Below are 24,145 nucleotides of genomic sequence, written 5' to 3' on the forward strand. Positions count from 1 at the left end.
CCGAACCCCGGTGCGCAATTGCGCACCTGAGGTCTGGTCCTCGGACCATCCCGGGATGACGTTTTGCAGTCGCTATCGGCGACCGCCGAAAGTCACTTCGGCTGCGGCACGATGCGGATGTAGGGCTTCGGCTCCTTCCAGCCCTGCGGGTAGATCGTCTTGGCCTCGTCATTGGAGACCGAGCCCGCGATGATGACGTCCTCGCCCTGGGTCCAATCGGCCGGCGTCGCGACGCGATGCTTGGCGGTGAGCTGGAGCGAGTCGATGGCGCGCAGGATCTCCTGGAAGTTCCGCCCCGTGGTCATCGGATAGACCAGCACCAGCTTGATCTTCTTGTCCGGCCCGATGACGAAGACGTTGCGGACGGTCTGATTGTCGGCCGGCGTGCGGGTGAGGGGATCGCCCGAGGTCGAGGCCGGCAGCATCTCGTAGAGCTTGGAGACGTTGAAATCGGTGTCGCCGATCATCGGATAGTTCGGCGCAGCGCCTTGCGTCTCCTTGATGTCCTCCGACCATTTGGAATGGCGGTCGACCGGATCGACCGAGAGGCCCATCAGCTTGACGCCGCGCTTGTCGAACTCCGGCTTCAACTTGGCGAGAGCGCCGAGCTCGGTCGTACAAACCGGCGTGAAGTCCTTCGGATGCGAGAACAGCAGGGCCCAGCTGTTGCCGATCCAGTCGTGGAACTTGATCTTCCCTTCGGTGGTCTCGGCTTCGAAGTCGGGTGCGGTGGCGCCGATCGGAAGTGTCATGGTTCTACCTCATCTCGTTGAATTTACTTTAGAATTCATCTTTTGCCGTCGTCGTCAGTATAGAATGCTGGAGAGGTCAAGTGAACCGGCTCAAGTAAAATGTGAATTCCTTCTTTGAAGAGCCGATTTTCTAGCACCTTTCTGTTACAGCGGCGCCTGCGGCGAAACATCTCCATCCGGGATCACACGGTCGCGATTGCCCCGATAATGCCTTTTATGACTTTCATCACGCTCGCCCGGCGCTTCCTAGAACCAGAATGGTCCTAACAGCGACCAATTGGCAACCATCTAGAAAAGTCGCGATCCCCGTATCGAATCGTTAACCACCCCTTTACGTCGGCATGAAAATGCTGGCCGATCAGAAGAAATCTGGAAGTGAACTATGTCTGCCGCTGCGCCTAAGCCTACCGACTCGTCGTCCCTCGAACCGTCCTGCCGCGATACCGCGGCCCATGCACTGAGCATCGTGCGCGACGGCGTGATCACGGGGGAAGGCCCGACCACCAAGGGAAGGGTGCATTTCTCCCGTTCGCTCGATGCCGATGACACCGCCTGGTGCGTGCGCATCCTGACCGCCACCGCCGTCAACGACCAGCCGATCAGCCGCACCGAGGCCGAAGTGCTGTTCGAGATCAACGAGGCCGCGACCGAGCGCACCGACGGTGGCCGGTTCGATGACCTGCTCGCCAAGGCGGTCGCCCATTATGCCGCCAGCGCCTCGGGTCTGAAGGTGCCGCCGCGCAGCGTTGCGCTGTCGGCCGACACCGAGATCGAGAGCTGGGCGCCGTCCTATGCCTCCAAGGTCAACAGCGAGATGCTGGAGTGGATCGCCGGCCAGATGCGCGGCAAGCGCCAGAACAACCGTCGCCTGATGGCGATGGTGGCGACCTTCCTGGGCGCCACCGCGCTGCCTCTGGCGGGCCAATTGCCGAACGTGTTCGACATCGGCATGTAAGATTTGGGCATGTAGATTTACGCGTCTCAATCGAGGACGCGATGAAGCGGCGGGGTTACTTCCCCGCCGTTTTTTGTTTGCCACCCTCTACCTCGAGCCCGAGCGTGCGGCCGGAGAAGCCGGCTGCATCGAAATAGCGCTGGCTGCCGACGCGCTGGAAGTTCAGCACGGTCATCAGGCCACCTTCGGCCGGTTTGGACTTCAGCGTGCCGGCATAGGCCTTCGGCACCGTGCCGTTGGGCATGGCCTCCGACATCACGCGGCCGACGAGATCGCCATTCTGCGCGCTGCGCAGGTCCATGAGCCGGGCCGCGGTCATGCCGACGTCGGCATTGCTGACCGGGATCTCGTCGACATAGCCGGCTTTGAAGTCCGGACCGATGGCGGCCATGAAGTTCATGGTGTCGCCGCGGCTGAAGCTGCCATGCATGCCCTGGCCCTGGCGCAGCACGGTATCGGCGATCTGGACCGAGCAGTTGGTCGGCGCCTCGCCGCAATCGCTGGCATAGGAGCGGAAGTTGACGACGATCGACGGCGTCGGCGTCGCCGACTTGCCGCGCAGATTGATGCTCGACAGCGGCAGGGTGCCGGGGAAGCGGCCGAGCGCGTCCTCGACGAACAGGCCGGAGACGTAGTCCTGCTCGAGCAGCGCCTTGATCGTCTTCGCCGCCAGCTTCTTGTCCTTGCTCGGCAGATAGATCAGGTCGGAGCCGCCATTGGTGGCGACGACGAGATCCGGCTTGGTCGGTTCCTTGCCGAGCACGCCGTTGCCGGCCTTGGGATGCTTGTTGCCCTCGATCTTCGCATTCTTGTCGTTGGGGTCGAACAGCGGCAGGTCGAGCGCTTTCGCAAGGTCGAGCGCCAGGAAGCCCATCGGCAAAAAGTCCTTCGGCGTGTCGTCATAGCTGACCTTGGCCGAGGGGCTGGTCTTGCTCTCCTTGGAGATCGTCGAGAAGCCGTGGTCGGCGGAAACGATGATGTTGGTCGAGGCGGCAAGCCCGAGCTCGTCGAGCGCCTTGCGGAGCTGGGCGAGGTTGGTGTCGGCGTTCTTGATGCCGGCCATCGAGGTGGGGCCGTTGATGCCGGGCTTGATCTGGTTGAGGCTGTCGCCGGTATTGTGCTGGCTGCCGTCGGGGTCGCGCGACCAGAACACGAGCACGAATGGCTTGTTGCGCGCCTTGAACATCGGCAGCACCACCTTGGTGGCGACATCGGCGAAATAGGCCTGCTGCGCGACGTTGGCGACCGTGGTGCCAGGGGTTTTGGCATCGCCCGCCTTGGAATTGTCACCGCGCGGCGGCGTGGCGGTGGGCAGGCCGGCCTTGGTCAGCGCGTCCTTCACCTCGTCCGAGAGCGCCACGCCGTTCTTGCCGCCGGTGGCGTCGTCGAACACGATCGAATGCAGACCGGCCTTCTCGGGCTTGTCGGTGTGATCGAACTGGTAGGTCGGACCATGTTTGCCCAGCGCGGCAGTGCTGAACCCCTTGTCCCGGGCCATCTTCAGGATGGTCTCTTCGTTCAGATAGTTGCCCTTGAAATGCTCGTCGATATCGCCGAGCACGGCGTCGTTCTCGATGAAGGGGACCACCGTGTCGCCGGCGGGGCCGGAGGTGTAGCTGGTCCAGATCGTGTTGGAGAACACGCCGGTATCGCCGAGATAGTGTCCGGTCGACATCGCCGAGCCGTTGGCCATGGTGAAGGTCGGGAAGAGCGAATGCGGGTTCTTGAAGTTGACGCCCTTGTCGCGGACCTCGGCCATCGCAGGCGCCGTCTCCGGTGTGACCTTCAGCGCGCGAAGACCGTCCGGAATGAACAGGATCAGGTTGCGTGGCGTGTTGTTCTGGGCGGAGGCAAGTCCGGTGGACAGGACTGTCAGCCCGGCGGACAGCAACACCAGTGAACGACGCATCGAATCTCTCCCTGCGGTGAGGCGGCTTGGCCGCTGGCCGCGGCCCCGGATTCGTTTAGTTTCACTGCATGACCGTTTTGTTACAAGAGCGGAGAAGCGTGGAAAGAAGGGCGTGTCCCGGACGCGCTGCAACGCCTTTGGCGTTGCGGCGCTGAGCCGGGACCCAGGCGGTGCATTTCGCCGTTGCGTGGCCCCGGCTCTGCAGCGCACCGCTGAAGAAGCGTTGCGCTGCGTCCGGGGCACGAGACCGCAGTTTGGTGCACAGCTGCTTCAACATCGTCATTGCGAGCGCAGCGAAGCAATCCAGAATCCCTCGGCGGAGGCAGTCTGGATTGCTTCGTCGCAAGAGCTCCTCGCAATGACGGAGTTTGAGGCGGCATGGTCGCTCATCAATCCCATTTCAATCGCAGACGCGCCTTCTCATCCTCGCGGCTTGTTCGCCCGAGCTTTGCTTCGATGCCTTGCCCTCAATGAAAGAGGGCGCAGGGAAGACCGGGAGCCGGTTGGCTCCTATGGACCGCCATGCCGAGAGCAGATTGCGTGTGCGTCAATGCATAGCGGGAAACAGGGCAACCGGAGACATCCCGGCCTTCCCTGCGCAGTGGTTGGAACGGCTTATGTCGCGCTCTCCCCGGGGAGCGATGCACTATTGCCCCCGTCGCCTTGCGGATCGCTGATGCGCGGACCCGGTCGGGCCGCCACATCACCGCCAGACTTGGCGCACAGACCCCGGGCGCCAGGACCACACGATTTTGCCGTACGCGAACCGCACCGTCGTTGGCGTGACGCTTTCGCTCACGGTTGCCCGCCCTGCGAAGCCTTTCGCGCCGGTGTGGTCCACGTCCACCGCCGCCCGGCCCGCGTTCGTGACGATCGCGATACGCCCCTCTTCCTTGGGCCGGGTTGCGCGACACATACGCCGTTTCCGAAGTTCGGTAAAGCGGAATATTTTGAACTGCGCGCGTTGACCCACGGCTCGCGTGTTTTGCCCGACAGGCAACGCGACATCTTGTAGCCCGGATGGAGCGCAGCGTAATCCGGGATTCCATCAGTGCGGGCACAGCGGTCCCGGATTGCGCTGCGCTCCATCCGGGCTACGACCATTATCGCGCAGCCGGCGGCAACGGCGCTTCTTCAGCTCACAATACGTAAGTCGCAAAAGAACGACCCGCCGCTCGATGAAGGCGGCGGGTCGTGCAAATGAAGCCCGGTCGCTACCAGCGATAGCCGCCGGTCAGCGTGCCGTTGTTGTTGCCGTCAGGGCCGACATCGCCCTGCGTCGAGCTCGGGGTCGGATGGCGAGTGCGGTAGTATGCGCCATACGGTCCGGCGACGTCAGGATAGTACGCGCCCGGCTGAACCGGTTCGTAGGCGGGCGCGTCCCAACCCACGCGCGGTCCGTTCCAATCGTAGTAGCCCTGCGCCGACGCGGCTGTAGCGCCTGCGACGAGCGATGCCGTGACCAGGCAGAGGAGTTTTGACTTGTTCTGCATTCGAGTGCTCCTTGCTTGTGTCGGGGGCCAACGGGTGCAATGCGGGAGCGTTCCGGACTTATTGGTCGGGAGCGATCAACTCCGATCAACTGGTTATGAATCGCGCGCTGCGGAACGAAGTGGCGCAAAACGGGACGGGAATCCGGGCGTTCTGCCGCACCATGTTCCCCGTTAATCCCGTGTCTTAACCAATAATTAATTATACGTTTGCGGGCGGGCGAGAGCCCGGCCTAGCCTGCAGTGGGGAGCCGCTACCTGCGAAGCCAAACGAGTTGGTGCGTATCATGATGTCGAGATCACAAGGGGCGCTATTTGCCTCGCTCAGCGCAGCCGCGCTGCTCCTTAGCCCCAACGACAGTTTTGCCAGACCCGGCGGCGCCGCGCCGCATGGTGTCACCGCCGCTCCGTCAGGCGCAATGGCGCGTGCGCCGATCGGACCGGGAGCCCGGTTCCACCGCCGCAGCAATCCCTGGGTCTACTGGCCGGGCGGGGGCGGGTTCTTCTACGACGGCGCGACGTACAGCCAGCCTTTCGGCGAGGCGGCGCAGCCGCTCTCCAATGACGTGCGCTACACCTATACGTATGACGTTCCCTGGGATTGGGCGCATCGCTTCCCGCCGAATGTCGTGCCTTCCGACCGGCCCTATGTGCCGAGCTGCCCGACGGAGCAGGTGACGGTGCCCGGGCGCGGCGGCGGCGAGCACACCGTCAACATCATGCGCTGTTACTGAGCTAGCCCAGTTCGAAGCTGGTCACGCCGAAGACGCGGTCGATGCGCAGCGGCGGGATCGGCCCGGTGTACATCCGCGCCGTCTCGAACACCGGCCTGAGCCCGAGATCGCCCGCGAGCGCGATGGCCTCGCGATTGACGGCGGGGACATCGAGGAAGACTTCGCCGCCGTCTGCGCTCGCCAGCAAAGCTTGCACGATCGCTTCCGCCGCCGCCCGATCGTCGGCGACGAGCGGGCCGATCTTGTGACCCGTCCGGCACGGCCGGATCACGCCCCAGGCGGCGAGTTTGCCATCGCGCAGCAGCGCGCGGCCGACATGGCCCGATGTGTTGATCCAGGCGCGCAGGAAGGCACTGCGCGGGGCAGGGAAGACGGTGGCGTCATCGGCTTCAACAAGCGCAAACGGGATCTTGTCGAGGGCGACGACTTCGGCAGGTGGTTTCGGTGGTGCGGTCACGATGCCGCCATAGCGGATATTGGCGTAGGCGAGCTGGAAGCCCGATTTCCTGTAATTGTCCTGCTGTGCGACCACGCCATCGAGCCCGATTACGCGGGCGCCCGCATGCGCGATCGCCGCGTTCCAGATGCGCAGGCCGTGGCCGCTGCCGCGAAAGTCTGCACGCACGATGTAGAAGCCCAGGAAGGCGAAGCGGTCATCGTAATTGACGCAGGAGACGGTCGCGACCGGCTCGCCGTCGATCTCGCCGACTAAGAAACCTTGCGCGTCAGGGATCGCGAAGCAGGCAGCATCGGCCAGGCCCGGATTCCAACCCTCCGCCGCGGCCCAGTCGATGGCGACGGCGATCTCCTCGGGCCGCAAATTGCGGATCTGCAAATCGCTCATGACGGATGCTCTCGACGGTGGACCTGACAGCGGGTCCGGCGGTAGAAGGCCTCATGATAGGCTGGGCCTGTGGCTCGCCTCAACGATATCACAGAGGATGAATCGCTCATGGCGGAGAAGGTTGCACTCGTCACTGCGGGCGGCAGCGGCATGGGGGCAGGGGCCGCGCGGCGGCTGGCAGCGGACGGGTTTCGCGTCGCGATCCTGTCGTCCTCCGGCAAAGGCGAGGCTCTGGCTGCCGAGCTCGGCGGCTTCGGCGTCACCGGTTCGAACAAATCCAATGACGATCTGAAGCGTCTCGTCGACGGTGCGCTGGCCAAGTGGGGACGCATCGACGTGCTCGTCAACAGCGCCGGCCACGGGCCGCGCGCGCCGATCACTGAGATCACCGACGAGCAATGGCATGCCGGCCTCGATACGTATCTGCTCAACGTGATCCGTCCCACCCGGCTGGTGAGGCCGGTGATGCAGGCGCAGAAGGGTGGCGCCATCATCAACATCTCGACCGCCTGGGCGTTCGAGCCGAGCGCGATGTTTCCGACCTCGGCGGTGTTCCGGGCGGGCCTTGCCGCCTTCACGAAAATCTTCACCGACACCTACGCTGCGGACAATGTCCGCATGAACAACGTGCTGCCGGGCTGGATCGACAGCCTGCCGCAGCTAGACGCGCGCCGCGACAACGTGCCGATGAAGCGCTATGGCAAGGTCGAGGAAATCGCCGCGACGGTCTCGTTCCTGGCCTCCGACGGCGCTGCCTACATCACCGGCCAGAACATCCGCGTCGACGGCGGGCTGACGCGCTCGGTTTGAGCGGCGCCTCAATGTGAGGCGACGAGCCGTGCCAGTTCCGGCAGGATCTTGTAGCGCGCGATCTCATGCGGATATTCGCCGCGATTGACCAGCAGGACGATGCCGAGCCGCCGCGCCGGCACGAGGCCGATATAGCCGGAGGCGTTGTTGAGGCCGCCCGGCTTGTCCACGACGGTGACGTCGGGCAAGCGTACGGTCTCCCAGGCCATGCCCTGTCCGAACTTCTCGTCGACCCGGAAGGACTCATGCTGCGTCATCCGCAACGCCTCGCGCAGATGCGGATCGACCGAGCGGCCATCGACGCAGGCAGCAACGAAGCTCGCGAGATCCCGCACCGAAGAGAACATCTGGCCGGTGCCGGAAAAGTCAAAATAGCTCTGCTGGTTGCCGATCGGGCCGATCTCCTTGCCCTGGTCCGAATAGCCCTGGACCACGCGCCGCAGCCACGCCTCGTCCATGACGGCGCGGTTGTCTTCGCCGCGGTCGGGGACGCAGGTCGCGGTCATGGCGAGCGGCCTAAGGATGCGCTGTTCGAACAGGGTCGCGATCGGAGCGTCGTAGCGGCGCTCGAGCACGAGCTGAAGCAGCACGTAGCCGGCATGGGTGTAGATGCGCTGCCGGCTGGGTGCGACGCCGGGCGGCGGCGCGAAGGTGTTCAGCATGGTGATGAACTGGTCGCTCGTAAACTGCTCGTCAGGCCAGGGCGGATGATCGGTCGGCAGCAACAGCCCCGAGGTGTGCGTGGCGAGCTCACCGACGGTGACGCGGCGGATGTAGTCGCCGTCCAGCTCCGGCAGGTATTTCGGCAGGTGGTCGTCGAGCTGCAGCTCGCCGCGCAGCGCGCCGAGCGCCACGAGGGTCGCCTCGAAAGGTTTGCGCAAGGAGGCGAGATTGAACAGCGTGTCCGGCGTCACCGGCCGTTTGGCGGCATCATCCGCAAAACCGTAGGTGAAGAACTCGACATGGCGGCCGGCATAAAGCGCGGCGGCAAGGCCGCCCGCATGGTCCGGCGTCGCGGTCGGAGCCAGCTCGTTCGCGACGATGTCGCGCATCTGCGCGATCATGTCGGAATCCGCCAAGGCGCGGCCTGACCAGGCAAGGGCGAGTGGAACGAGCGCTGCCCGGGAGAGCGCCCGCCGGGTGAGGTGTGATGAGGTGACAACAGACGGCATGGCTATGACGCAAGATGTGATGTGCCCCGAGCCCCTCTTATCGTGAACGAGCGCGCGCCCCAATTCACGATTGCGCGTTGTGGGTTCCACCTCGCGTTGCCTTCGACAAAAATCACTTAGCCTATGAGCTAACAATGATTGACGCCGGATGGTGGCAGCCCTATAGTTAGCTTCATGGCTAACCAATTGTTCCGGCTCGACCAGGTTTTTTCCGCGCTCGCCGATCCCACGCGGCGGGCGATCGTGATGCGGCTTTGCGCGGGCGAGGCGTCGGTCGGCGAGCTCGCCGATCCCTTCGACATGGCGCTGCCGAGCTTCATGAAACACATCCATGTGCTGGAGACGAGCGGGCTCGTGCTGTCGGAGAAATCCGGCCGCGTGCGCACCTGCCGTCTCAGCCCGAATGCGCTTCTCAGCGCGGAAGACTGGTTCCAGCAGCAGCGTGCGATCTGGGAGGCGCGGCTCGATCGGTTCGAAGCCTACGTGATGAAGCTCAAGAAAGAGAAGGAGAGGGCGGCCGCCAAGCGTCCGTCCCGAACAACCAAACGGAAAGGTTCCGAGTGATGACGAATTCTGCCAATGCTGCCTTGTCGCAATGGTCCCTCGACCGCGAGATCGTGATGTCGCGCGTGATCGACGCGCCGCGCGATCTCGTGTTCGAGGCCTGGTCCGACCCGAAGCATTTGCCGCAATGGTTCGGTCCGAAAGGGTTCAAGGTCGAAACCTTCGAGATCGACGTGCGCGTCGGCGGCGTCTGGCGCTTCAACATGATCGGCCCCGACGGCACGGTCTACCCGAACCGCATGCGCTTCCGCCGCATCGAGCGGCCGTCTCTGATGGAAATGGATCACGGCGTCGACCAGGACGAGGATCCCGGCATGTTCCGCTTCACCGTCACCTTTGCCGAGCAGAGCAACGGCAAGACTGTGCTGATGATGCGGCAACTGGCCTCGAGCACCGAGCAGCGCGATGGCATGATCGGATTCGGCGCCGTCGAATACGGTTACCAGACGCTGGACAAGCTGGCGGCGTATGTGGCGGGGATGAAGCGGTGAGATCGCGTTTGCAAAGATTTCTCGCGGCCACTTGAACGCGTTCTGAGTTCATCCCTCAGGCGTTCGAAAAAAAACGAATGCGGCTCCGGCGGAGAGCACTCGCCGAGGCCGCACTCATGCGCCGCATGGTCGTATTTCGAAAGAGCCTGATCGTTGCTCCCGCTAACGACGCGGTGTGCCGCCGGACGATGGGGTCGTCTCGTTGCGCATGCCTTTAGGACTGGAGGCGCCTTGTCCGCCACGCTTCACATGCGTGATACCGCGGAACACCGGATCGTGCGCCCGCCCGGTAGGAACGATAGTTGCCCTCCGGCTTTGGCAGTGATGACGCACATTATCTTCAGCGATTACCGCAACCCCGCCGCCGAGCAGGCCTTCGAGATCGCCTGGGACTTTCTCGCGCGCATGGACGCCATCCGCGACGGCCTGCGTATTCCTGGCGCAGCGCATCGCCGTGATGGTGGAGGAGGGGCAGACCAACCGGATCCGCATGGCCAATCGCGCGATCTCCGAATATCAGCACCACGTCGACGAACGCGACGATTTCATCCGCAGCGGCGGCCGCCGTGCCGGAGGGCGCTGAGCGCCGCATCGATCGTCATTCGCCCTTGAGGCCGGCGTCGCGGATCAGCTTGGTCCATTTCTGCGTTTCGTTGTCGATGAATTGGCCGAACTCCGCCGCGGTGCCGCGCCGCACTTCGAGGCCCTGCGCGGTCAGCTTGTCCTTGATTGCGGGTTCGGCGAGTGCGCGCATCACCTCGGCCTGGAGCTTGTCGACAATCATGCGTGGTGTCGTCGATGGCGCCATGAAGCCGTACCAGCCGGCGGCGGCCACGTTGGGACAACCCTGCTCGCGCAAGGTCGGCGCCTGCGGGTAGAGCGCGCTGCGCTCGGGCGAGGCGACGCCGAGCACGATGAACTTGCCGCTCTGGATGTAGGGCAGGGCAGTCGGCAGCGCGGTCAGCGTGGCGTCGACGCGGCCGGCGAGCAGCTCAGTGTAGGAAGCGGCGTCGCCGCGGAACGGGATGTTGAGGCCCTTGACGCCAGCATCCCGGAATAGGAGCTCGCCGGCAAGGTGCGGCTGCGAGCCGGCGCCGGGCGAAGCGAAGGTGAGGCCGTCGGGCTTCGATTTGCCATAGGCGACCATTTCGGGGAGCGTCTTGAACGGCGCGTCCGCGCTGATGATCAAGAACAGCGGCGCGATCACCGCCATCGCCACGGGTTGCAGATCCTTTCGCTCGTAGGTCAGCTTGCCGAACAGCGCTTCGGCGGTGGCATAGGGGGCTGCGACATAGAGCAGGGTGTAACCGTCGCCCGGCGCATGCGCGACCATATCGTTGGCGATGCGTGTGCCGGCGCCCGGCTTGTTCTCGACGATGAACTGCTGATGCAGGCTGCGGCCGAACTCCTCCGCCAGGAGACGCAGCGAGATGTCGTTGGAGCCGCCGGGTCCATAGGGTGAGATCAGCCGCACCAGGCGTGACGGCCAGGCCTCCTCAGCGCGTGCGGAAAATGGCGGGCTCGACAGGGATGCGGCAAGGGCGCCCAGCAATGTTCGGCGTGTGATGGTCATGATGGCCTCCCGGACGTGGGGCGCCAGCTTGCTTGTTCATGTCCTGGCGCCCTTCTTGTTTTGCTTGCGTGTCGCGGCTGGCGGCTCCGCCGCCTTGACGATAGCGCGGATGCTGTCGGCGAGCGCGGCAATGCGCGGTCCGATCTCGCCCTCCAGCTGGCCCGGCTGGAGCCGGAACGCGGGGATGCCGCAATTGATCGAGAACGACTGCTTCGCTTCGCGCGCGTGAAACAGCGGCGCGGCGACCGCGTGGATCGAGGCGATGTACTCGCCCCAGCAGGTGCAGAAGCCGCGGCTTGCGCATTGCGCGATTCCGGCCCGGTATTTGTCGCGGAAGGCGGGCCACAGCGCGGCGTCTTCGGCTGCGATCTGCCGTTCGAGCCGGTCTGCATCCGCCGGCGGCAAGGTTGCCGCCGCGGCGCGGCCCATCGCGGTCATCGCGACGGGAATGGGCATGCCGATGTCGGGGACGTGCGGGCCGACGTCGCCGGAGCGCGCGGTCTCGACATAGATCATCGAGGTCGCATCGAGCAGGCCGATCGACACCGTGCCGCGGACACTCTGCGCGAGCTCCTGCATCATGGGCCGCGCCACCTGGCGAAACTGCATGTCGGCGAGCAGCGGATGCGCCATGCGCAGCGCCCGCGCACCGACGCGATATTTCGCGCGCTCGGCGTCGTAGCGGAGATAGCCGAGCTCGGCCAGCGTGTGCGTCAACCGCGCCACCGTCGGCCGCGGAATCCCGGTCAGCGTCGACAGCTCCATGTTGCCGAGCAGCGTCGTCCCGGCCTTGAAGGCCTCGAGGACCACGAGGCCTTTCGCCAGCGTCGTCGCGAACGCGGCGTCATCGGTGCTCGAAGCCAGCACCGCGGCGGCGGTCGAGGAGGCGAGGGACGGTTTGGAGACGGCTCGGGCCATTCGGGTTTCATGAACCCGAAGAGGCCTGTTGTCCAATAAATTTAGAGAATGTGCGGGAATCGTCCACTATGCGGACGCCATGACCCAGGCCGAAGATGCGCGGAAAGCGACCCCGCACACAGATTTTTGTCGTGATTCCCTGGTGTCTCGTGACAAGATTATTACGAACACATGTCAGGTCGATTACAGCGGAGCGATTCATGTTGCAGTGGCAGGCACGGTCAAATCCCCTCGCGTGGTGGTGGGGGTCCCTGACGCTGGTCAGCGCTGCCAACATCCTCGTCTGGTTCATGCTGTACCGCGAGTTCTATCCGACCGTTGCGGGCAGCGTCAGTGGCGGCTCGGATATCGGCCTGATGTTCCTGCTGTGCGCGGCCTATGTGTTCGGCTGCGCCTTCCGCTCGGTGCTGCCGCGCGCCGATGTGCAGCGCATCTGCCTGTTCGATACCTGGCTGTCGAGCGTGTTCGTCGGCCGTACGGTCGCGACCGTGGCCGAAGTCTGCTTTGCCGCGCAATGGGCGATCATCCTGCACCAGCTCGGGAACATGACCGGTGCGGAGACCGCGGTGAACATCGCGCTCGTGATCGTGCCGATCATCATCATCGCGGAGTGCTTCTCCTGGTACGCAGTGGTGACCACCAACTTCCTCTACAATGCGATCGAGAACTCGCTGTGGGCGGTGACCTTCTTCCTCGCCGGCATTGCGCTGTGCCGGCTGATGCCGGAATTCCAGGGGCCGGTGCGCTGGGCGCTGATCGCGGGAATCGTCGGCATCGCCTGCTTCCTCGCCTTCCTCGTCACCGTCGACGTGCCGATGTATCTCAGCCGCTGGCGGGCAGGGCACGCCGAGGGCGGCAGGTTCTTGGGCTTCCTCGAAGGCCTGCACGACGTCGCGACGCGCTGGGTCGTGACCCACGACATCGCTCACTGGAAGGGCGAGCTGACCTGGATGTTCCTGTATTTCAGCGCCGCGGTGTGGTCGAGCCTCGCGCTCTGCGCGCTCTACGCCATGGAAGGCTATCTCACGCGCTATCTCGCCTGACGGTTACTTGCCGACCAGGCCGCACTTGCTGCGGTCGAGCGGACGGAAGGCCTGGTCCGGCGGGATCGTTGCGACCAGCTTGACGAAATCCCAGGGACCCCTGGATTCCTCCGACGTCTTGACCTGCACCAGATAGAGGTCGTGCACCATGCGCTGGTCCTCGCGGATACGGCCGTTGGGGGTGTAGGCATCCGACACCGGTGTCGCCTTCATCTTGGCCATCACGGTGGCGCTGTCGTCCGAGCTGGTGTCTTTCACGGCTTGCAGATAGTGGCGTACGGCAGAATAGACGCCGGCCTGGATCTGCGAGGGCATTGCTTTCCTGCGCGCATAGAACGCATCGGAGAACTTCCGGGCGGCGGGCGAGACGTCCTCGAAGAAGGAGGTGACGATGAGATCGCCGCGTGTGGCCTTCAGCCCGACCGCCTCGATGTCGACGTTCTGAAACGACATCGGCACGATCTTCATGCCTTGGCTGGCGAGCCCGAATTCCTCGGCCTGCTTGATCGCGGTGGCGTTGTCGCCGGCGACGTTGATCGCGAGAATCTTGGCGCCCGACGACTGCGCCTGCAGCAGGAACGAGCTGTAGTCGGGCGTGCCGAGCTGCGCCTTGACGCTGCCGGCGACCTTGCCGCCAAGCGCAGCAATGCGCTCGCGCGCGGTTGCCTCGATCGAATGGCCAAAAGCGTAGTCGCCGGTGATGAAGAACCACGGCTCCTTGCTGGTCTGCATGATACCGGAGACGACCGCGGTCGCCGTGGAATAGGCGTCCTGGGTCCATTGCACGCTGGTCGGCGCGCAGGCTTCATCGGTCAGCTGGTTGGCGCCGGCGCCGGAGACGAGAAAGATCTTGCCGTTGCCGCGCACCAGCTCCTGCACTGCGAGTGCGGCGCCGGAGCTGCCACCGTCGGCGATCGCCTGCACGCCGTCGCTGAACCACTTTCGCGCGAGAGAGGCGGCGAGGTCCGGCTTGTTCTGGTGATCGGCCTGCAAGATCTCGATCGGTTTGCCGTTGATCTTGCCACCGAACTCCTCCGCGGCCATCCGTGCCGCCTCGACCGAGCCGGGACCCATGGCGGTTGCGAAGACGCCGTTCATGTCGGTGAGGACGCCGATGCGGATCGCATCGCCTTTGATCTCGGCGTGCGCGGTGGCGCCTGCAAGCGCCAGCGCGGACAGCAGGATGGCGGTGGACGTCGTGCGGATTGTGGTCATGGCGTTTCCTGATTTTATCGTTGATCGATGGTGCTGGCGGTCAGGCCGGTTCGGCGATGACCGTGTTGCGCAAGATTCCGATGCCGGAGATCTCGACCTCGACGGTGTCGCCGGGGCGCATCCACAGTGGCGGCGTGCGCTTGGCGCCGACGCCACCGGGCGTGCCCGTGACGATGACGTCGCCGGGCACGAGTGGGCAGATCGTCGAGATGTAGGCGATCAGCTCGGGGATGGCGGTGATCAGAAGATCGGTGGTGGTGTCCTGCACGACATTACCGTTCAGCCGCGTCTGCAAGGAGAGCTTTGACGGATCGGGGATCTCGTCCGCAGTCACCAGCCAAGGCCCAAAACTGCCGCTCTCGGCAAAGGTCTTGCCAGAAAGGAACTGGCTGGTGTGGCGCTGCCAGTCGCGCACGCTGCCTTCGTTGTAGCAGGAATAGCCCGCGATATGGTCGAGCGCGCTGCTCGCCCGGATGTGGCGGCCTTTTTTGCCGATGACGAGCGCGAGCTCACCTTCATAGTCGAAATCGTCGCTGACCTTCGGCTTCACAATGGGCTGGAGATGGCCGACCTGGCTGCAGGGAAATCGGACGAACAGCGCCGGCTTCTCGGTGACGGTGCGGCCGGTCTCGGCGACGTGGTCACGATAGTTCAGGCCGACGCAGATGATCTTGCCGGGATCGGGGATGACGGGTGCGAAGGTGATCTTGTCGAGCGCGTGATCCGGCGCAGCGGAGGCGGCGAGATTCGTGGCCTCCGCGACGTGGCCCGTTTCGAGCAACCGGCGCAGCGTGGTGCAGCCGTCGCCGGCCATGCGCGCACCGAGATCGACGACGCCGCCGTCCTTGACGGCGCCGAAGGAGGCGCGACCGTCGGCGAAAAATGAAAGCAGCTTCATGAAGTGTCCTTGAAGAGTTCGGTCAGGCCGCGGACGGCACGTGGGTTGGAGGCGTGATGGCGGCGACAAGTCGGTTGAGCTCGGCATCGTTGCGGGCGGTGCCGCGCACATAACGGTCGGGCCGAACGAGCGCGGCCGTGATGCCGTGCTCGCGAAGCCATGGTCCGATGTCCTCGGCATCGTCGCTGGACAGGATTTTGATCCCCGCCTGTGAAGGATTGAGAGATGACGACAACGTGGCCGCGCTCGCGACGAGGAGCACATGGCTGTAGCCGACCTGGTCGTCGCTGCGGCCGCCGTCGCGCAAGGTGAACTGCGGCGCGAGATGTCCGGCGAGAGGCAGGTTGCCGAGCGCAAGGCCGGGGCCGAGCAGGGGCTTCTTCACCTCCAGCCTGACCGGCGCATTCTCGCGCGCTTTGCCTGCGGCAAGGCCGGCTTCGATCGCCTTGGTGTTGATGACCCCGCCGAGGCGAATGGCGAGCTCAATGAACTCGCGCACATGCGGCTGGCGTTCGCTCTGATAGGTGTCGAGGAGGTCAGCTGCAGCGCCGCCGCGGATGATCGCGCTGAGCTTCCAGGCAAGGTTTGCAGCATCGCGGATTCCGGCGCACATGCCCTGGCCCAGGAAAGGTGGTGTCTGGTGCGCGGAATCGCCGGCGAGCAACAGTCGAGCACTGCGCCATCGTTGCGCGATGACAGAATGAAACGTGTAGACCGCGGCGCGCTCGATTTCGGCATCATCCGGCGTGATCCAGCGCGACAGCAGCTTCCAGACCTTGGCAGGTTGCGCCACCTCCTGGGAGTCCTCATCGGCAAGAACCGTGATCTCCCAGCGCCGCCGTGTGCCGGTGCCGCGCACGTAAGTTGCGGGCCGCCGCGGATCGCAATGCTGGAGGCTGTAGTCGCCGAGGTCGTCGCGCTCGCGCTTGAGCAGGACGTCGACCACCAGCCAGCGCTCGTGGAAGCCGAGGTCGTCCAGCCCCGAGCCGACGAAGCGTCGCACCAAGGAGCGGGCGCCGTCGCAGCCGATCACGTAGCCGGCGCGGACCTTGCTGAGCCTCCCGTTGGAGAGGTCCTCGTAACGGATGCGCACGCCATGCTGATCCTGGTCCAGTGCGAATACATCGCAACGATTGCGCAAGGTTACGTGCGGCCATCGCGCGAGGCCGCCGATCAGCGCGTCCTCCAGATCGGGCTGATGGAAGCGATAGCTCAGATTCCAGCCCATCGGGGTGAGCGTCTGCGGCCGCGACCAGTCCAGCAGCATGCGGCCATCGGCGTCGAGGAAGAGCATCCCGGGGCTGAGGATGGTTTGCGGCAGGATGGCGTCGGTAAGGCCAATGGTCTGGAACACGCGCATGCATTCGTCGTCGAAATGCACCGCGCGCGGCAAATGATAAGTCCGCGCCTCGCGCTCAAGCACCAGCGTGCGCACGCCGCACAGGCCGAGCAGGTTGGCGAGCGTGGCGCCGACCGGACCACGGCCGACGATGACGACGTCAAATTCTTCGGGCGCGGAGTTATTTTTCATGGGGCGATCTTTGTCCTCAGGCGGGTGACCGCTTCAACGCCGTCGCGCCGAGTGTCCGTCCAGCGGACACACACACACACGCTCGGGCCCCCGACATGTGGCTGGGTGAGCCGCGCGGGGCCCTTGCAACAGGCGGCAATCACGTATATGTACAGATGAACATATATGAGGGCGACATGGCGAAGGCCAGGAAGAAGACCGCTGCGCTGTCCCGCCCGCGGGGGCGGCGGAGCAGGGATATGCCGGATGGCCGCCAAGCGCTCTTGGCCGCGGCCACACGGGCTTTTGCCTGTCACGGTTTCGATGGCGCCGATCTGCGCAGCGTCGCTGCGGCTGCCAATGTCAGTGCCAACCTGGTTCGCGTTCACTTCGGCAACAAGGCCGCGCTCTGGGAGGCTTGCCTTGATCAAGTCGTGGCGATCGGACTGCCCGCCATGGCCGGGGTCCGGCAGATTGCTTCTGATTCCACGCGCTCGCTGGGTGAACGGCTTTGCGGGGTAATCCGTGAGATCGCCGCCTTCTATGCGGCGCATCCAGACGTCAGGGATTTCGTCGTCCGGCACGCCACAGAAGTGCCGGAGCGGGCCATGCTGGTGTCGGATCGACTTCTACATCCGGCCTATGCGACGGTTCGTGAGCTTTTTTCCGCCGGCATTGAAGCAGGTATCATTCGCAGTCGTCATCCGGCGTTGTTTTTTGCTCTTCTCAATGCTGCGCTGAACCAGCCGCCTGCTTTTCCGATGCTGATCAATCGGATTGCGCCCGAGATCGACCCGGAAGCCTCTCGCGATCTGCTGACCGAGACGACCATCGCGACGTTTCTTCATCTTCCGCAATGACGCTGGATGACATCGCCAGCCTCGCCAAATGTCCAACCTGAGAGTGAGAGTCCCCCATGCAATTTCGTCTTGTTCTTGCTTTGCTGAGTGCAACGATCACACCGGCCCTTGCCCAGTCCGGACCGAGCGAGGCCGTCCAGCGGCAAGCCTGCATGGGGGACGCCCTTCGGCTTTGCGCCGCCTATGTTCCCGACCGCGCCCAGATCAGGGATTGCATGGCTGCTCAGCGAGATCAGCTCAGCGCGCAATGCCGCGCCGTGTTTAATGCATCCGCTGAGGCTTCGGCTCCGCAACGGCATGTCGGATCCCGGCCGCGTTAGGATTCGACCGGGATGGCCGCCGCCGCTTCGCGCAAGGGCGCAACAAACCTCGCGATGGCTTCGTCGAGTGAAAGCGCTGACCGGATCCAGATGATCGAGATGCAGCCGAACACGATCTCGCCGCGGACGATCGGCACCGCAATCGAGGCGGTCTTGGGGTTGAACTCGCCCTCACTACGAACGGCATAGCCGCGCTTTGCAGTCTGCGCGATCATGCGGGTGAAGCGACACTCATCGAGGAACGGGCGGTCGTCGGCTTCGTCGATGCGGCGGAGATGACTGACGATCAGATCGCGCTCGCGTGCGGGGCAGGCGGCGAGATAGGCGCGGCCGGCGGAGGTGCGCAGCATCGGCAGGCGCTTGCCGATCATGCCGCGGTCGATCGAGAGGGGACTGCGCGAATGGGTCGTTTCCTGCACCACCATCGCGGCGTTCTCGTAGGTGGAGAGATCGACCGGCCAGACCAGGGTCTTGCTGAGTTCGGCGAGATAAGGCGCTGCCGCCTGGCAGATCACCACGCCGGGATCATAGCCGTCACCGAGGCTCAGCGCCCGCCGGGTCACACGAAAACGGTCGTCGCTGGCGCTGCGCGCGACATAGCCGAGTTCCTCCAGCGTTTCGAGCAGGCGATAGACGGTGGGCCGGGGTAGGTCGAGCGCGCGCGCAACGTCGCCGGCGCGGATGCCGCCGGAGCGGTTGACCTCTTGCAGCACGTCCAGCCCGCGCTTGAAGGCACGAACGCCTTCCGACTGACGGGGCTGGCCGTTCCGCGTCCGCTCCTTGGACACTTCGTATTTCCTCCCTTGTGGCGCACGGTCGCGCGATTATCGTCGTTGCGAACGCAAAGCGATTGCGGGACTTCACCGTAGGATCGCACGCGGCCGGTATCAAGTTCGCCGCACTGCGGCACATGCGATACCTTCGGGAGGACGTCGATGGAAATCACCGCGCTCGGCTATATCGGGATCAATTCGTCCCAGCTCGACTCGTGGAGCCGGATGGCGACCACGCTGCTCGGCATGCAGCAGGTCGACCGCGGCGGCAAGATACGCGCCTTCCGCATGGACGACCGCAAGCAGCGCCTGATCGTCGATGGCAGCAGCGATGCGGGGTTCGCGGTGATGGGATGGGAGGTCCCGTCGACCGCCGAGCTGGCCCAATTGGCCGGACGACTGGAAAGCCACAGCGTCAAGGTGGTCCGCGGTTCGCGCGCGCTTGCGGATGAACGTCATGTCACCGAGCTGATCACGTTCGCCGATCCCGCCGGCAACCGGTTGGAGGCGTTCTACAAGCCGGAGCTTGCGACCGAACCGTTTAGGCCCAGCCGACCGATCTCGGGTTTCCGCACCGGCGCGCTCGGCATGGGACACGTCGTGCTCAATGTCGAGGACGTCGAAGCGCTGTTGCCGTTCTATCGCGACGTGCTCGGCTTCCATGTCTCGGACTTCGGCCTCAAACCCTACGGGCTCTATTTCTTCCACGTCAACGGCCGCCACCACTCCTTTGCGATGGTCGGCTCCGGGCGCAAGGCGCTGCACCATTTCATGGTCGAGCTCGGCAGTCTCGACGATGTCGGACAAGGCTATGACCTCGCGCAGATGGACGATGGCCGCGTTGCCTATACGCTGGGACGGCACACCAACGATCACATGACCTCGTTCTACGTGAACACCCCGTCCGGCTTCTTCATCGAGTATGGCTGGGGCGGGCGCGTGATCGATCCCGCGACTTGGCAACCGCACGAGACCTTTGACGGCCCGTCGCTGTGGGGTCACGAGCGGCTCCATATGCCTGAAGAGCAGCGCAAGCGACTGCGCGATATGCGACTCGATGCTGCGGCGCGCGGCGTGCGCGTCGCCGACCCGCGCGTGCCGCCGCTCAACTGCGCGTGGCTGGATTCGGTGATCGCACGCGAATGATCCGCGGCCACGCAGCAATCTAACATCCAAGGAAACCAAAATATGATCAAGACCCTCGTGAGGGCCGGCCTTGTGCTGCTCGCGCTCAGCACTTCTGCCTCGGCCGAACCGATGAAGGTCACGCTGCTCGGCACCGGCGTGCCGACGCCGCGACCGACCAGCTTCAGCGCGTCGACGCTGGTGGAGGCAGGGAACGAAAAACTGCTGTTCGATCTCGGCCGCGGCTCGACCATGCAGCTCTACAAGCTGAAGATTCCGCTCGGCGCGATCACCGCGAACTTCATCACCCATCTGCATTCCGACCACCTCGTCGGCCTTCCCGACATGTGGTTGACCGGCTGGCTCGCCACGCCCTGGGCGTCCCCGCAAAGGACCGATGAAGCTCTACGGGCCCAAGGGCACCGTCGCGATGACGGAGAACCTGACAAAGGCATTCGCCGACGACATCCGCATTCGCATCGATGACGAGCACCTCGATCCCGTGGCGGTCACATTTGCCGCAAAGGACATCGAGGCCGGGGTCATCTACGACAACAACGGCGTCAAGGTCACCGCGATCGAGGTCAATCACGGCGAGAAGATCAAGCCATCGTTCGGCTATGTCGTCGAATACGGCGGCCACAAGATCGTGCTGTCGGGCGATACGAAATATGACGAGCGCATCGCGACGGCGGCCGAGGGCGCCGACCTCCTGATCCACGAGGTCGCGGTGATTGAGCCGGAGGTGCTGTTCAAGAATCCCGTCTATAAAGACATCCAGGCGCACCACACCGCGCCCGAAGAGGCCGGCCGCATCTTCGCATCGGCCAAGCCGAAGCTTGCCGTCTACTCCCATATCGTGTTCGGCACAGTAAAGCCGGTGCCCGAAATCCCGGAGGAGACGCTGATCCTGCGCACCCGCACGGCTTACAAGGGGCCATTGCTCGTCGGCCGTGACATGATGTCGTTCAGGATTGGCGACCGAGTCGAAGCCTATGGGCCGGATGGCGCGAAACTCGATCCGTAACGGGTAGGGCGCTCAGGCCTCACCGAGATCGACCTCCGTCAAGAGTCCCTGGCGCAATGCCAGCCGCACCAGCTCGATGTCGGAGCCGACGCCGAGCTTGTCCTTGATCAGCGAGTGCAGGTTTGCCACCGTCTTCGGGCTGACATGCAGGGTCTCGGCGATCTCCTCCGTCGTGTTCTCGGCGAGCAGCAGCCGCAGCACCTCGAATTCGCGCGGTGTGAGCACGTCGGCGGCCGAACTCTCGCCGCTGATACGGCTGAGAGCAAGTTCGTGGTCGATGTCGGGGCTGATCGCGATCTTGCCGGCGAGCACGTCCTTCACCGCGCGCACCAGCGTCTCGGGCGGATTGGTCTTGGTGACGTAACCCCTCGCACCGGCGCGGATCGCCTGCACGGCAAAGCCGGCATTCTCGTGCATGGTGAAAACCAGGATCCGTGCGCCCTTGTCCCATTGCCTGATCCGCCTGACGGCCTCGATGCCGCCGATGCCGGGCATGCTGAGGTCCATGATGACGAGGTCGGGCGCCTCGGATTTGTACAGGCGGTAGGCTTCCGCGCCGTCGGCCGCCTCGGCGACGACGCGCAAGCCCGGCTGCTTCTGGAGCACGGAGCGATAGCCCTCGCGGACGACGGAATGGTCGTCGACCAGCAGGATGGTCGCGTCAGCCGCGCTCATGCCGCGTGCTCCAGTGCCTGCCGATCGGCGGCCGCGAGCGGAATGACCACGCGCAATGCCGAGCCATGGGGACCGGTTTCGAAGCTCAGCCGGCCGCGAAGCGCGGCGACGCGCTCGCGCATGCCGAGCAGGCCCATGCCCGATTTGACGGCCGCCTCGTTCGGCCGGCCGTCGTTCTCGATCGCGAGCGCGATCTCACTTTCGGCCATCGTCAGATGCAGGCTGACCTTCGTTGCGCCGGCGTGCTTGGCCGCGTTGGTGAGCGCCTCCTGCACGATGCGATAGAGGTTGGCGCTGACGGAGGCGGGCACGCTCTCGAAGCCGCCCTCGAAGGAAATATCGAACCGGGTCTGGCCGCGGCTGCGGCCGTTCCATCCCGAGACCAGGCCTTCGAGGCTCGCGACGAGGCCGAGCTCGTCGACATCGGGCGGCCGCAACCGGAACAACGCGCCACGCAGCGTCTCCATCATGCCGGTCGCGGTCCGGGCGATGCTGTCGCACTCTCCCAGCAAATCGGGGCAGTCCTGCGCCGCAGTCTGGCGGGCGGACGCGGCAAGCGCGCGGATTGCGGCTAGCGACTGGCCGAACTCGTCATGCAGCTCGCGCGCGAGATGGCGCCGCTCCTCGTCCTGGAGCGCGATCAGCTTCCGCGTCAGCTCGCTGCGCTCGGCGAGCGCGATCTCGAGGCTTTCGGCGAGATGGTTGAAGACGTCGCGGATGGCGGAGAGCTCGGCGAGGTCGAACGGCGGCAGCCGTGTGGTGAGGTCGCCAGCGGCAATCCGCTCGAGGCCGTTGCCGATCATGCGGGTGGGACGCAGGGCGCGGGCGAGTGCGGCATAGACCAGCGCGCAGAGCAGCGGCAGCGCGATCGCAAGCGCGATCATCAGGCGGCCGGCCTCGTGCCAGGCCTCTGCCGTCTGCACCGCCGGGTCGACCGAGACCACGGTCTCGCCAAGCTTCGTTCCGCGCACGATCACGGGCCGCGCCGCCTCGCGGCCGGGGTCGAACAGGCTGCGATAGAAGGCGGCGAAGGCTTGCGGCGGCGGGCTCGCCGGAGCAGGCGCGCCACTACAGAAGCGCTGAAGCATCTCGCCGCTCGCGCTGCGGAATCCAAGACACAGGCCGGGCGTCATCACATGGGCCGAAACCGGGTCAAGGTTCGGAAAGTCGGAGCGCGGGCTGGCCACCCACTGGATCTTGCCCTGTTGCAGCTCCAATGTCTTGGCCACGATGGCGGCGATACCGTCGATGCGCGCATGTGCGGCGCTGTCGGCGGTAACAAGGAAATAGGCGGAGATCGCGGCGAAGCAGGCGGCCGATACGGCGGCCACGCGCAACGTCAGACGGACCTTGAGATCGAACCTCGGGCGATTCCACATCGGCGGGTACCTGGTGCGAACGGGTTTGTCGCTCCCGCATTAAACGGCAGAACGCAAGCGGCGGGAAGCGTTCCCGCTCTGCCGCAGTGCAACGTCGTGAAATTTTCCCGGCGCTCGTCGGGACGGCCGCGGCTGCATTGTCTCAGGTGACCCGGCCAGATTTGCCCGGCCGCTCCATCCCACGAGGCCCGTTCATGCACTGCTCCCGGTTGTTTCTCTCTGCTTTTCTCCTCTTCGTCCTTTCTTCGCGGGCCGATGCCGAGCCTGCCATTGGCGTTGCCATGGACGATTTCAGCTATACCGACACGTCGGCCGAGCCGGCCAACCAGACCGCCGCCCACGAGCGGCGGCTCTCGGCCTTCATGGCCGCGCTCAGACGGGATATCGGCGCGGACCGGCGCTATCGGCTGGTGCCCTCTGCCCAGGACGGAGCAGCGTTCAAGGTCATCGGCGGCATCCAGAAGACCAGCACGCTGGTGCAATGGGCCAAGGTCGCTGTCATCGACGTCGGCGCCAAGATGCTGGTGATGGACAAGCTCTACACCTTCCGCGGCGACAATGATGAATCATGGGAGCGCGCCGAAATTTTTGTCTCGCGCGAGGTCATGGCTGCGCTCGCAACACCTGCGCCGGTCGCGCTGGCGGTGTTCGAGTTCGAGCTCGAGGACACGACCGCAGCCTCGGTGGGCGCGTCAGCCGCGTCGGACGCCTCGTACCTGGCCGAGGTCAGCAGCGGTGTGCGCGATATGCTCGGCCAATCCGGCCGCTATCGCATCGTCGATGTCGGCCGCAAAGCGGCGAAGGCGCGCGCCTTGCGAGATTGCGGCGGCTGCGAGGCGGCGATCGCGCAAAAGCTCGGCGCGGATCAGTCGCTGGTCGGCGTGGTGCGGCGTGTCAGCCGCACCGAATACACGCTCGGCTTCCAGGTTCGCGACGCCAGGACCGGCGCGGTGCTAGCGCGCGGTGACAGCGGCTTGCGCCTCGGCGCGGACTATTCCTGGAAGCGCGGCGCCGTGCGGCTGGTCAGCGACCGGCTGATCGAGAGCCAGCAGGCCACCGACGCACCTAAAGCGCGATGAGATGAGGACGAATCGTCATCGCGCTTTAG

At 64.8% G+C, this 24,145-nt stretch carries 25 protein-coding genes; 12 read left to right on the forward strand and 13 right to left on the reverse strand.

Annotation, left to right across the window (positions count from 1 at the left end):
* Positions 1-92: 92 nt before the first annotated feature.
* Entirely contained in the window at positions 93-752 is a 660-nt protein-coding gene (locus tag ACR9YP_RS20965; protein ID WP_130218030.1) for a peroxiredoxin, read from the reverse strand.
* A gap of 382 nt (positions 753-1,134) precedes the next feature.
* Between ACR9YP_RS20965 and ACR9YP_RS20970 the strand changes: the two genes are divergently transcribed.
* Positions 1,135-1,707: a hypothetical protein gene (locus ACR9YP_RS20970; RefSeq protein ID WP_438107590.1), complete on the forward strand. Its 573-nt coding sequence runs from the start codon at positions 1,135-1,137 to the stop codon at positions 1,705-1,707.
* 55 nt (positions 1,708-1,762) lie between these two features.
* Here ACR9YP_RS20970 and ACR9YP_RS20975 read toward each other — a convergent pair whose 3' ends face one another.
* Both ACR9YP_RS20975 and ACR9YP_RS20980 read right to left on the reverse strand, forming a co-directional pair.
* Positions 1,763-3,616 (reverse strand): alkaline phosphatase family protein, encoded by a 1,854-nt coding sequence (locus tag ACR9YP_RS20975; protein ID WP_438107592.1) that lies wholly within the window; start codon positions 3,614-3,616, stop codon positions 1,763-1,765.
* Between the two features lie 1,214 nt (positions 3,617-4,830).
* Positions 4,831-5,109: a hypothetical protein gene (locus ACR9YP_RS20980; RefSeq protein ID WP_438107594.1), complete on the reverse strand. Its 279-nt coding sequence runs from the start codon at positions 5,107-5,109 to the stop codon at positions 4,831-4,833.
* Between the two features lie 284 nt (positions 5,110-5,393).
* On the opposite strand from ACR9YP_RS20980, the gene ACR9YP_RS20985 reads away from it, so the two are divergent.
* Positions 5,394-5,840, forward strand: coding sequence for a hypothetical protein (locus ACR9YP_RS20985; protein ID WP_474216966.1), 447 nt, complete (start codon positions 5,394-5,396; stop codon positions 5,838-5,840).
* Position 5,841: 1 nt separating this feature from the next.
* Here the strand turns inward: ACR9YP_RS20985 and ACR9YP_RS20990 are convergent, their stop codons facing one another.
* Complete coding sequence (locus ACR9YP_RS20990) at positions 5,842-6,684, reverse strand: GNAT family N-acetyltransferase (RefSeq protein WP_438107595.1); 843 nt, start codon at positions 6,682-6,684, stop codon at positions 5,842-5,844.
* A 108-nt stretch (positions 6,685-6,792) separates the two neighbouring features.
* Between ACR9YP_RS20990 and ACR9YP_RS20995 the strand changes: the two genes are divergently transcribed.
* The gene (locus tag ACR9YP_RS20995) at positions 6,793-7,494 is read left to right on the forward strand and encodes an SDR family oxidoreductase (RefSeq protein ID WP_474216967.1); all 702 of its coding nucleotides are present in this window, start codon (positions 6,793-6,795) and stop codon (positions 7,492-7,494) included.
* Positions 7,495-7,502: 8 nt separating this feature from the next.
* On the opposite strand, the gene ACR9YP_RS21000 is transcribed toward ACR9YP_RS20995, so the two are convergent.
* Positions 7,503-8,558 (reverse strand): serine hydrolase, encoded by a 1,056-nt coding sequence (locus ACR9YP_RS21000; protein ID WP_438107599.1) that lies wholly within the window; start codon positions 8,556-8,558, stop codon positions 7,503-7,505.
* Positions 8,559-8,840: 282 nt separating this feature from the next.
* On the opposite strand from ACR9YP_RS21000, the gene ACR9YP_RS21005 reads away from it, so the two are divergent.
* From ACR9YP_RS21005 to ACR9YP_RS21015, 3 genes are all read left to right on the forward strand, one after another.
* Entirely contained in the window at positions 8,841-9,230 is a 390-nt protein-coding gene (locus ACR9YP_RS21005; protein WP_438107601.1) for an ArsR/SmtB family transcription factor, read from the forward strand.
* Positions 9,230-9,721 (forward strand): SRPBCC family protein, encoded by a 492-nt coding sequence (locus tag ACR9YP_RS21010; protein ID WP_176945700.1) that lies wholly within the window; start codon positions 9,230-9,232, stop codon positions 9,719-9,721. The genes ACR9YP_RS21005 and ACR9YP_RS21010 overlap by 1 nt, the downstream gene beginning before the upstream one ends.
* 454 nt (positions 9,722-10,175) lie before the next feature.
* Positions 10,176-10,304, forward strand: coding sequence for a hypothetical protein (locus tag ACR9YP_RS21015; RefSeq protein WP_474216968.1), 129 nt, complete (start codon positions 10,176-10,178; stop codon positions 10,302-10,304).
* A gap of 15 nt (positions 10,305-10,319) precedes the next feature.
* Here the strand turns inward: ACR9YP_RS21015 and ACR9YP_RS21020 are convergent, their stop codons facing one another.
* Together ACR9YP_RS21020 and ACR9YP_RS21025 are read right to left on the reverse strand one after the other, a co-directional pair.
* Positions 10,320-11,294: a Bug family tripartite tricarboxylate transporter substrate binding protein gene (locus ACR9YP_RS21020; protein WP_438107603.1), complete on the reverse strand. Its 975-nt coding sequence runs from the start codon at positions 11,292-11,294 to the stop codon at positions 10,320-10,322.
* Positions 11,295-11,330: 36 nt separating this feature from the next.
* The gene (locus tag ACR9YP_RS21025; RefSeq protein WP_474216969.1) at positions 11,331-12,212 is read right to left on the reverse strand and encodes an IclR family transcriptional regulator; all 882 of its coding nucleotides are present in this window, start codon (positions 12,210-12,212) and stop codon (positions 11,331-11,333) included.
* A gap of 200 nt (positions 12,213-12,412) precedes the next feature.
* On the opposite strand from ACR9YP_RS21025, the gene ACR9YP_RS21030 reads away from it, so the two are divergent.
* Positions 12,413-13,255: a hypothetical protein gene (locus ACR9YP_RS21030; protein ID WP_165405791.1), complete on the forward strand. Its 843-nt coding sequence runs from the start codon at positions 12,413-12,415 to the stop codon at positions 13,253-13,255.
* A 3-nt stretch (positions 13,256-13,258) separates the two neighbouring features.
* Here ACR9YP_RS21030 and ACR9YP_RS21035 read toward each other — a convergent pair whose 3' ends face one another.
* The 3 genes from ACR9YP_RS21035 to mhpA are packed head-to-tail and all read right to left on the reverse strand — an operon-like array spanning position 13,259 to position 16,899.
* Positions 13,259-14,470, reverse strand: coding sequence for an ABC transporter substrate-binding protein (locus ACR9YP_RS21035; protein WP_474216970.1), 1,212 nt, complete (start codon positions 14,468-14,470; stop codon positions 13,259-13,261).
* A gap of 40 nt (positions 14,471-14,510) precedes the next feature.
* A complete protein-coding gene (locus ACR9YP_RS21040) occupies positions 14,511-15,368 on the reverse strand; it encodes a fumarylacetoacetate hydrolase family protein (RefSeq protein WP_438107608.1) in 858 nt (285 codons plus the stop codon).
* Between the two features lie 22 nt (positions 15,369-15,390).
* Positions 15,391-16,899 (reverse strand): bifunctional 3-(3-hydroxy-phenyl)propionate/3-hydroxycinnamic acid hydroxylase MhpA, encoded by a 1,509-nt coding sequence (gene mhpA, locus ACR9YP_RS21045; RefSeq protein WP_474216972.1) that lies wholly within the window; start codon positions 16,897-16,899, stop codon positions 15,391-15,393.
* A gap of 176 nt (positions 16,900-17,075) precedes the next feature.
* Here mhpA and ACR9YP_RS21050 point away from each other — a divergent pair, with 176 nt between their 5' ends.
* Entirely contained in the window at positions 17,076-17,738 is a 663-nt protein-coding gene (locus ACR9YP_RS21050; RefSeq protein WP_438107612.1) for a TetR/AcrR family transcriptional regulator, read from the forward strand.
* Between the two features lie 316 nt (positions 17,739-18,054).
* Here the strand turns inward: ACR9YP_RS21050 and ACR9YP_RS21055 are convergent, their stop codons facing one another.
* Positions 18,055-18,846 (reverse strand): DNA-binding transcriptional regulator, encoded by a 792-nt coding sequence (locus ACR9YP_RS21055; protein ID WP_438107614.1) that lies wholly within the window; start codon positions 18,844-18,846, stop codon positions 18,055-18,057.
* Positions 18,847-18,993: 147 nt separating this feature from the next.
* Between ACR9YP_RS21055 and ACR9YP_RS21060 the strand changes: the two genes are divergently transcribed.
* Genes ACR9YP_RS21060 through ACR9YP_RS21070 form a run of 3 tightly spaced genes read left to right on the forward strand, consistent with a single transcriptional unit; the run spans position 18,994 to position 20,983 of the window.
* On the forward strand, positions 18,994-19,977 hold the full coding sequence (locus tag ACR9YP_RS21060; protein ID WP_474216973.1) for a VOC family protein: 984 nt from the start codon (positions 18,994-18,996) through the stop codon (positions 19,975-19,977).
* 42 nt (positions 19,978-20,019) lie between these two features.
* The gene (locus ACR9YP_RS21065; RefSeq protein WP_474216974.1) at positions 20,020-20,442 is read left to right on the forward strand and encodes an MBL fold metallo-hydrolase; all 423 of its coding nucleotides are present in this window, start codon (positions 20,020-20,022) and stop codon (positions 20,440-20,442) included.
* Positions 20,354-20,983, forward strand: coding sequence for an MBL fold metallo-hydrolase (locus tag ACR9YP_RS21070; RefSeq protein ID WP_438107618.1), 630 nt, complete (start codon positions 20,354-20,356; stop codon positions 20,981-20,983). Before ACR9YP_RS21065 ends, ACR9YP_RS21070 begins: the two co-directional genes overlap by 89 nt.
* 12 nt (positions 20,984-20,995) lie before the next feature.
* Here the strand turns inward: ACR9YP_RS21070 and ACR9YP_RS21075 are convergent, their stop codons facing one another.
* Positions 20,996-21,658: a response regulator gene (locus tag ACR9YP_RS21075; protein WP_091889722.1), complete on the reverse strand. Its 663-nt coding sequence runs from the start codon at positions 21,656-21,658 to the stop codon at positions 20,996-20,998.
* Positions 21,655-23,037, reverse strand: coding sequence for a sensor histidine kinase (locus ACR9YP_RS21080; RefSeq protein WP_474216975.1), 1,383 nt, complete (start codon positions 23,035-23,037; stop codon positions 21,655-21,657). The genes ACR9YP_RS21075 and ACR9YP_RS21080 overlap by 4 nt, the downstream gene beginning before the upstream one ends.
* A gap of 194 nt (positions 23,038-23,231) precedes the next feature.
* On the opposite strand from ACR9YP_RS21080, the gene ACR9YP_RS21085 reads away from it, so the two are divergent.
* Positions 23,232-24,116, forward strand: a complete 885-nt coding sequence (locus ACR9YP_RS21085) for a DUF3280 domain-containing protein (protein WP_438107622.1) — start codon at positions 23,232-23,234, stop codon at positions 24,114-24,116.
* Positions 24,117-24,145: the final 29 nt, after the last annotated feature.

It is taken from the genome of Bradyrhizobium sp. BR14999, assembly GCF_056106085.1.

Bases quoted from the DNA above. Each gene is read 5' to 3' on its own strand.
- ACR9YP_RS20965 (WP_130218030.1), bottom strand. From the start codon at position 752: ATGACACTTCCGATCGGCGCCACCGCACCCGACTTCGAAGCCGAGACC.
- ACR9YP_RS20970 (WP_438107590.1), top strand. From the start codon at position 1,135: ATGTCTGCCGCTGCGCCTAAGCCTACCGACTCGTCGTCCCTCGAACCG.
- ACR9YP_RS20975 (WP_438107592.1), bottom strand. From the start codon at position 3,616: ATGCGTCGTTCACTGGTGTTGCTGTCCGCCGGGCTGACAGTCCTGTCC.
- ACR9YP_RS20980 (WP_438107594.1), bottom strand. From the start codon at position 5,109: ATGCAGAACAAGTCAAAACTCCTCTGCCTGGTCACGGCATCGCTCGTC.
- ACR9YP_RS20985 (WP_474216966.1), top strand. From the start codon at position 5,394: ATGATGTCGAGATCACAAGGGGCGCTATTTGCCTCGCTCAGCGCAGCC.
- ACR9YP_RS20990 (WP_438107595.1), bottom strand. From the start codon at position 6,684: ATGAGCGATTTGCAGATCCGCAATTTGCGGCCCGAGGAGATCGCCGTC.
- ACR9YP_RS20995 (WP_474216967.1), top strand. From the start codon at position 6,793: ATGGCGGAGAAGGTTGCACTCGTCACTGCGGGCGGCAGCGGCATGGGG.
- ACR9YP_RS21000 (WP_438107599.1), bottom strand. From the start codon at position 8,558: ATGATCGCGCAGATGCGCGACATCGTCGCGAACGAGCTGGCTCCGACC.
- ACR9YP_RS21005 (WP_438107601.1), top strand. From the start codon at position 8,841: ATGGCTAACCAATTGTTCCGGCTCGACCAGGTTTTTTCCGCGCTCGCC.
- ACR9YP_RS21010 (WP_176945700.1), top strand. From the start codon at position 9,230: ATGACGAATTCTGCCAATGCTGCCTTGTCGCAATGGTCCCTCGACCGC.
- ACR9YP_RS21020 (WP_438107603.1), bottom strand. From the start codon at position 11,294: ATGACCATCACACGCCGAACATTGCTGGGCGCCCTTGCCGCATCCCTG.
- ACR9YP_RS21025 (WP_474216969.1), bottom strand. From the start codon at position 12,212: ATGGCCCGAGCCGTCTCCAAACCGTCCCTCGCCTCCTCGACCGCCGCC.
- ACR9YP_RS21030 (WP_165405791.1), top strand. From the start codon at position 12,413: ATGTTGCAGTGGCAGGCACGGTCAAATCCCCTCGCGTGGTGGTGGGGG.
- ACR9YP_RS21035 (WP_474216970.1), bottom strand. From the start codon at position 14,470: ATGACCACAATCCGCACGACGTCCACCGCCATCCTGCTGTCCGCGCTG.
- ACR9YP_RS21040 (WP_438107608.1), bottom strand. From the start codon at position 15,368: ATGAAGCTGCTTTCATTTTTCGCCGACGGTCGCGCCTCCTTCGGCGCC.
- mhpA (WP_474216972.1), bottom strand. From the start codon at position 16,899: ATGAAAAATAACTCCGCGCCCGAAGAATTTGACGTCGTCATCGTCGGC.
- ACR9YP_RS21050 (WP_438107612.1), top strand. From the start codon at position 17,076: ATGGCGAAGGCCAGGAAGAAGACCGCTGCGCTGTCCCGCCCGCGGGGG.
- ACR9YP_RS21060 (WP_474216973.1), top strand. From the start codon at position 18,994: ATGGAAATCACCGCGCTCGGCTATATCGGGATCAATTCGTCCCAGCTC.
- ACR9YP_RS21065 (WP_474216974.1), top strand. From the start codon at position 20,020: ATGATCAAGACCCTCGTGAGGGCCGGCCTTGTGCTGCTCGCGCTCAGC.
- ACR9YP_RS21070 (WP_438107618.1), top strand. From the start codon at position 20,354: ATGAAGCTCTACGGGCCCAAGGGCACCGTCGCGATGACGGAGAACCTG.
- ACR9YP_RS21075 (WP_091889722.1), bottom strand. From the start codon at position 21,658: ATGAGCGCGGCTGACGCGACCATCCTGCTGGTCGACGACCATTCCGTC.
- ACR9YP_RS21080 (WP_474216975.1), bottom strand. From the start codon at position 23,037: ATGTGGAATCGCCCGAGGTTCGATCTCAAGGTCCGTCTGACGTTGCGC.
- ACR9YP_RS21085 (WP_438107622.1), top strand. From the start codon at position 23,232: ATGCACTGCTCCCGGTTGTTTCTCTCTGCTTTTCTCCTCTTCGTCCTT.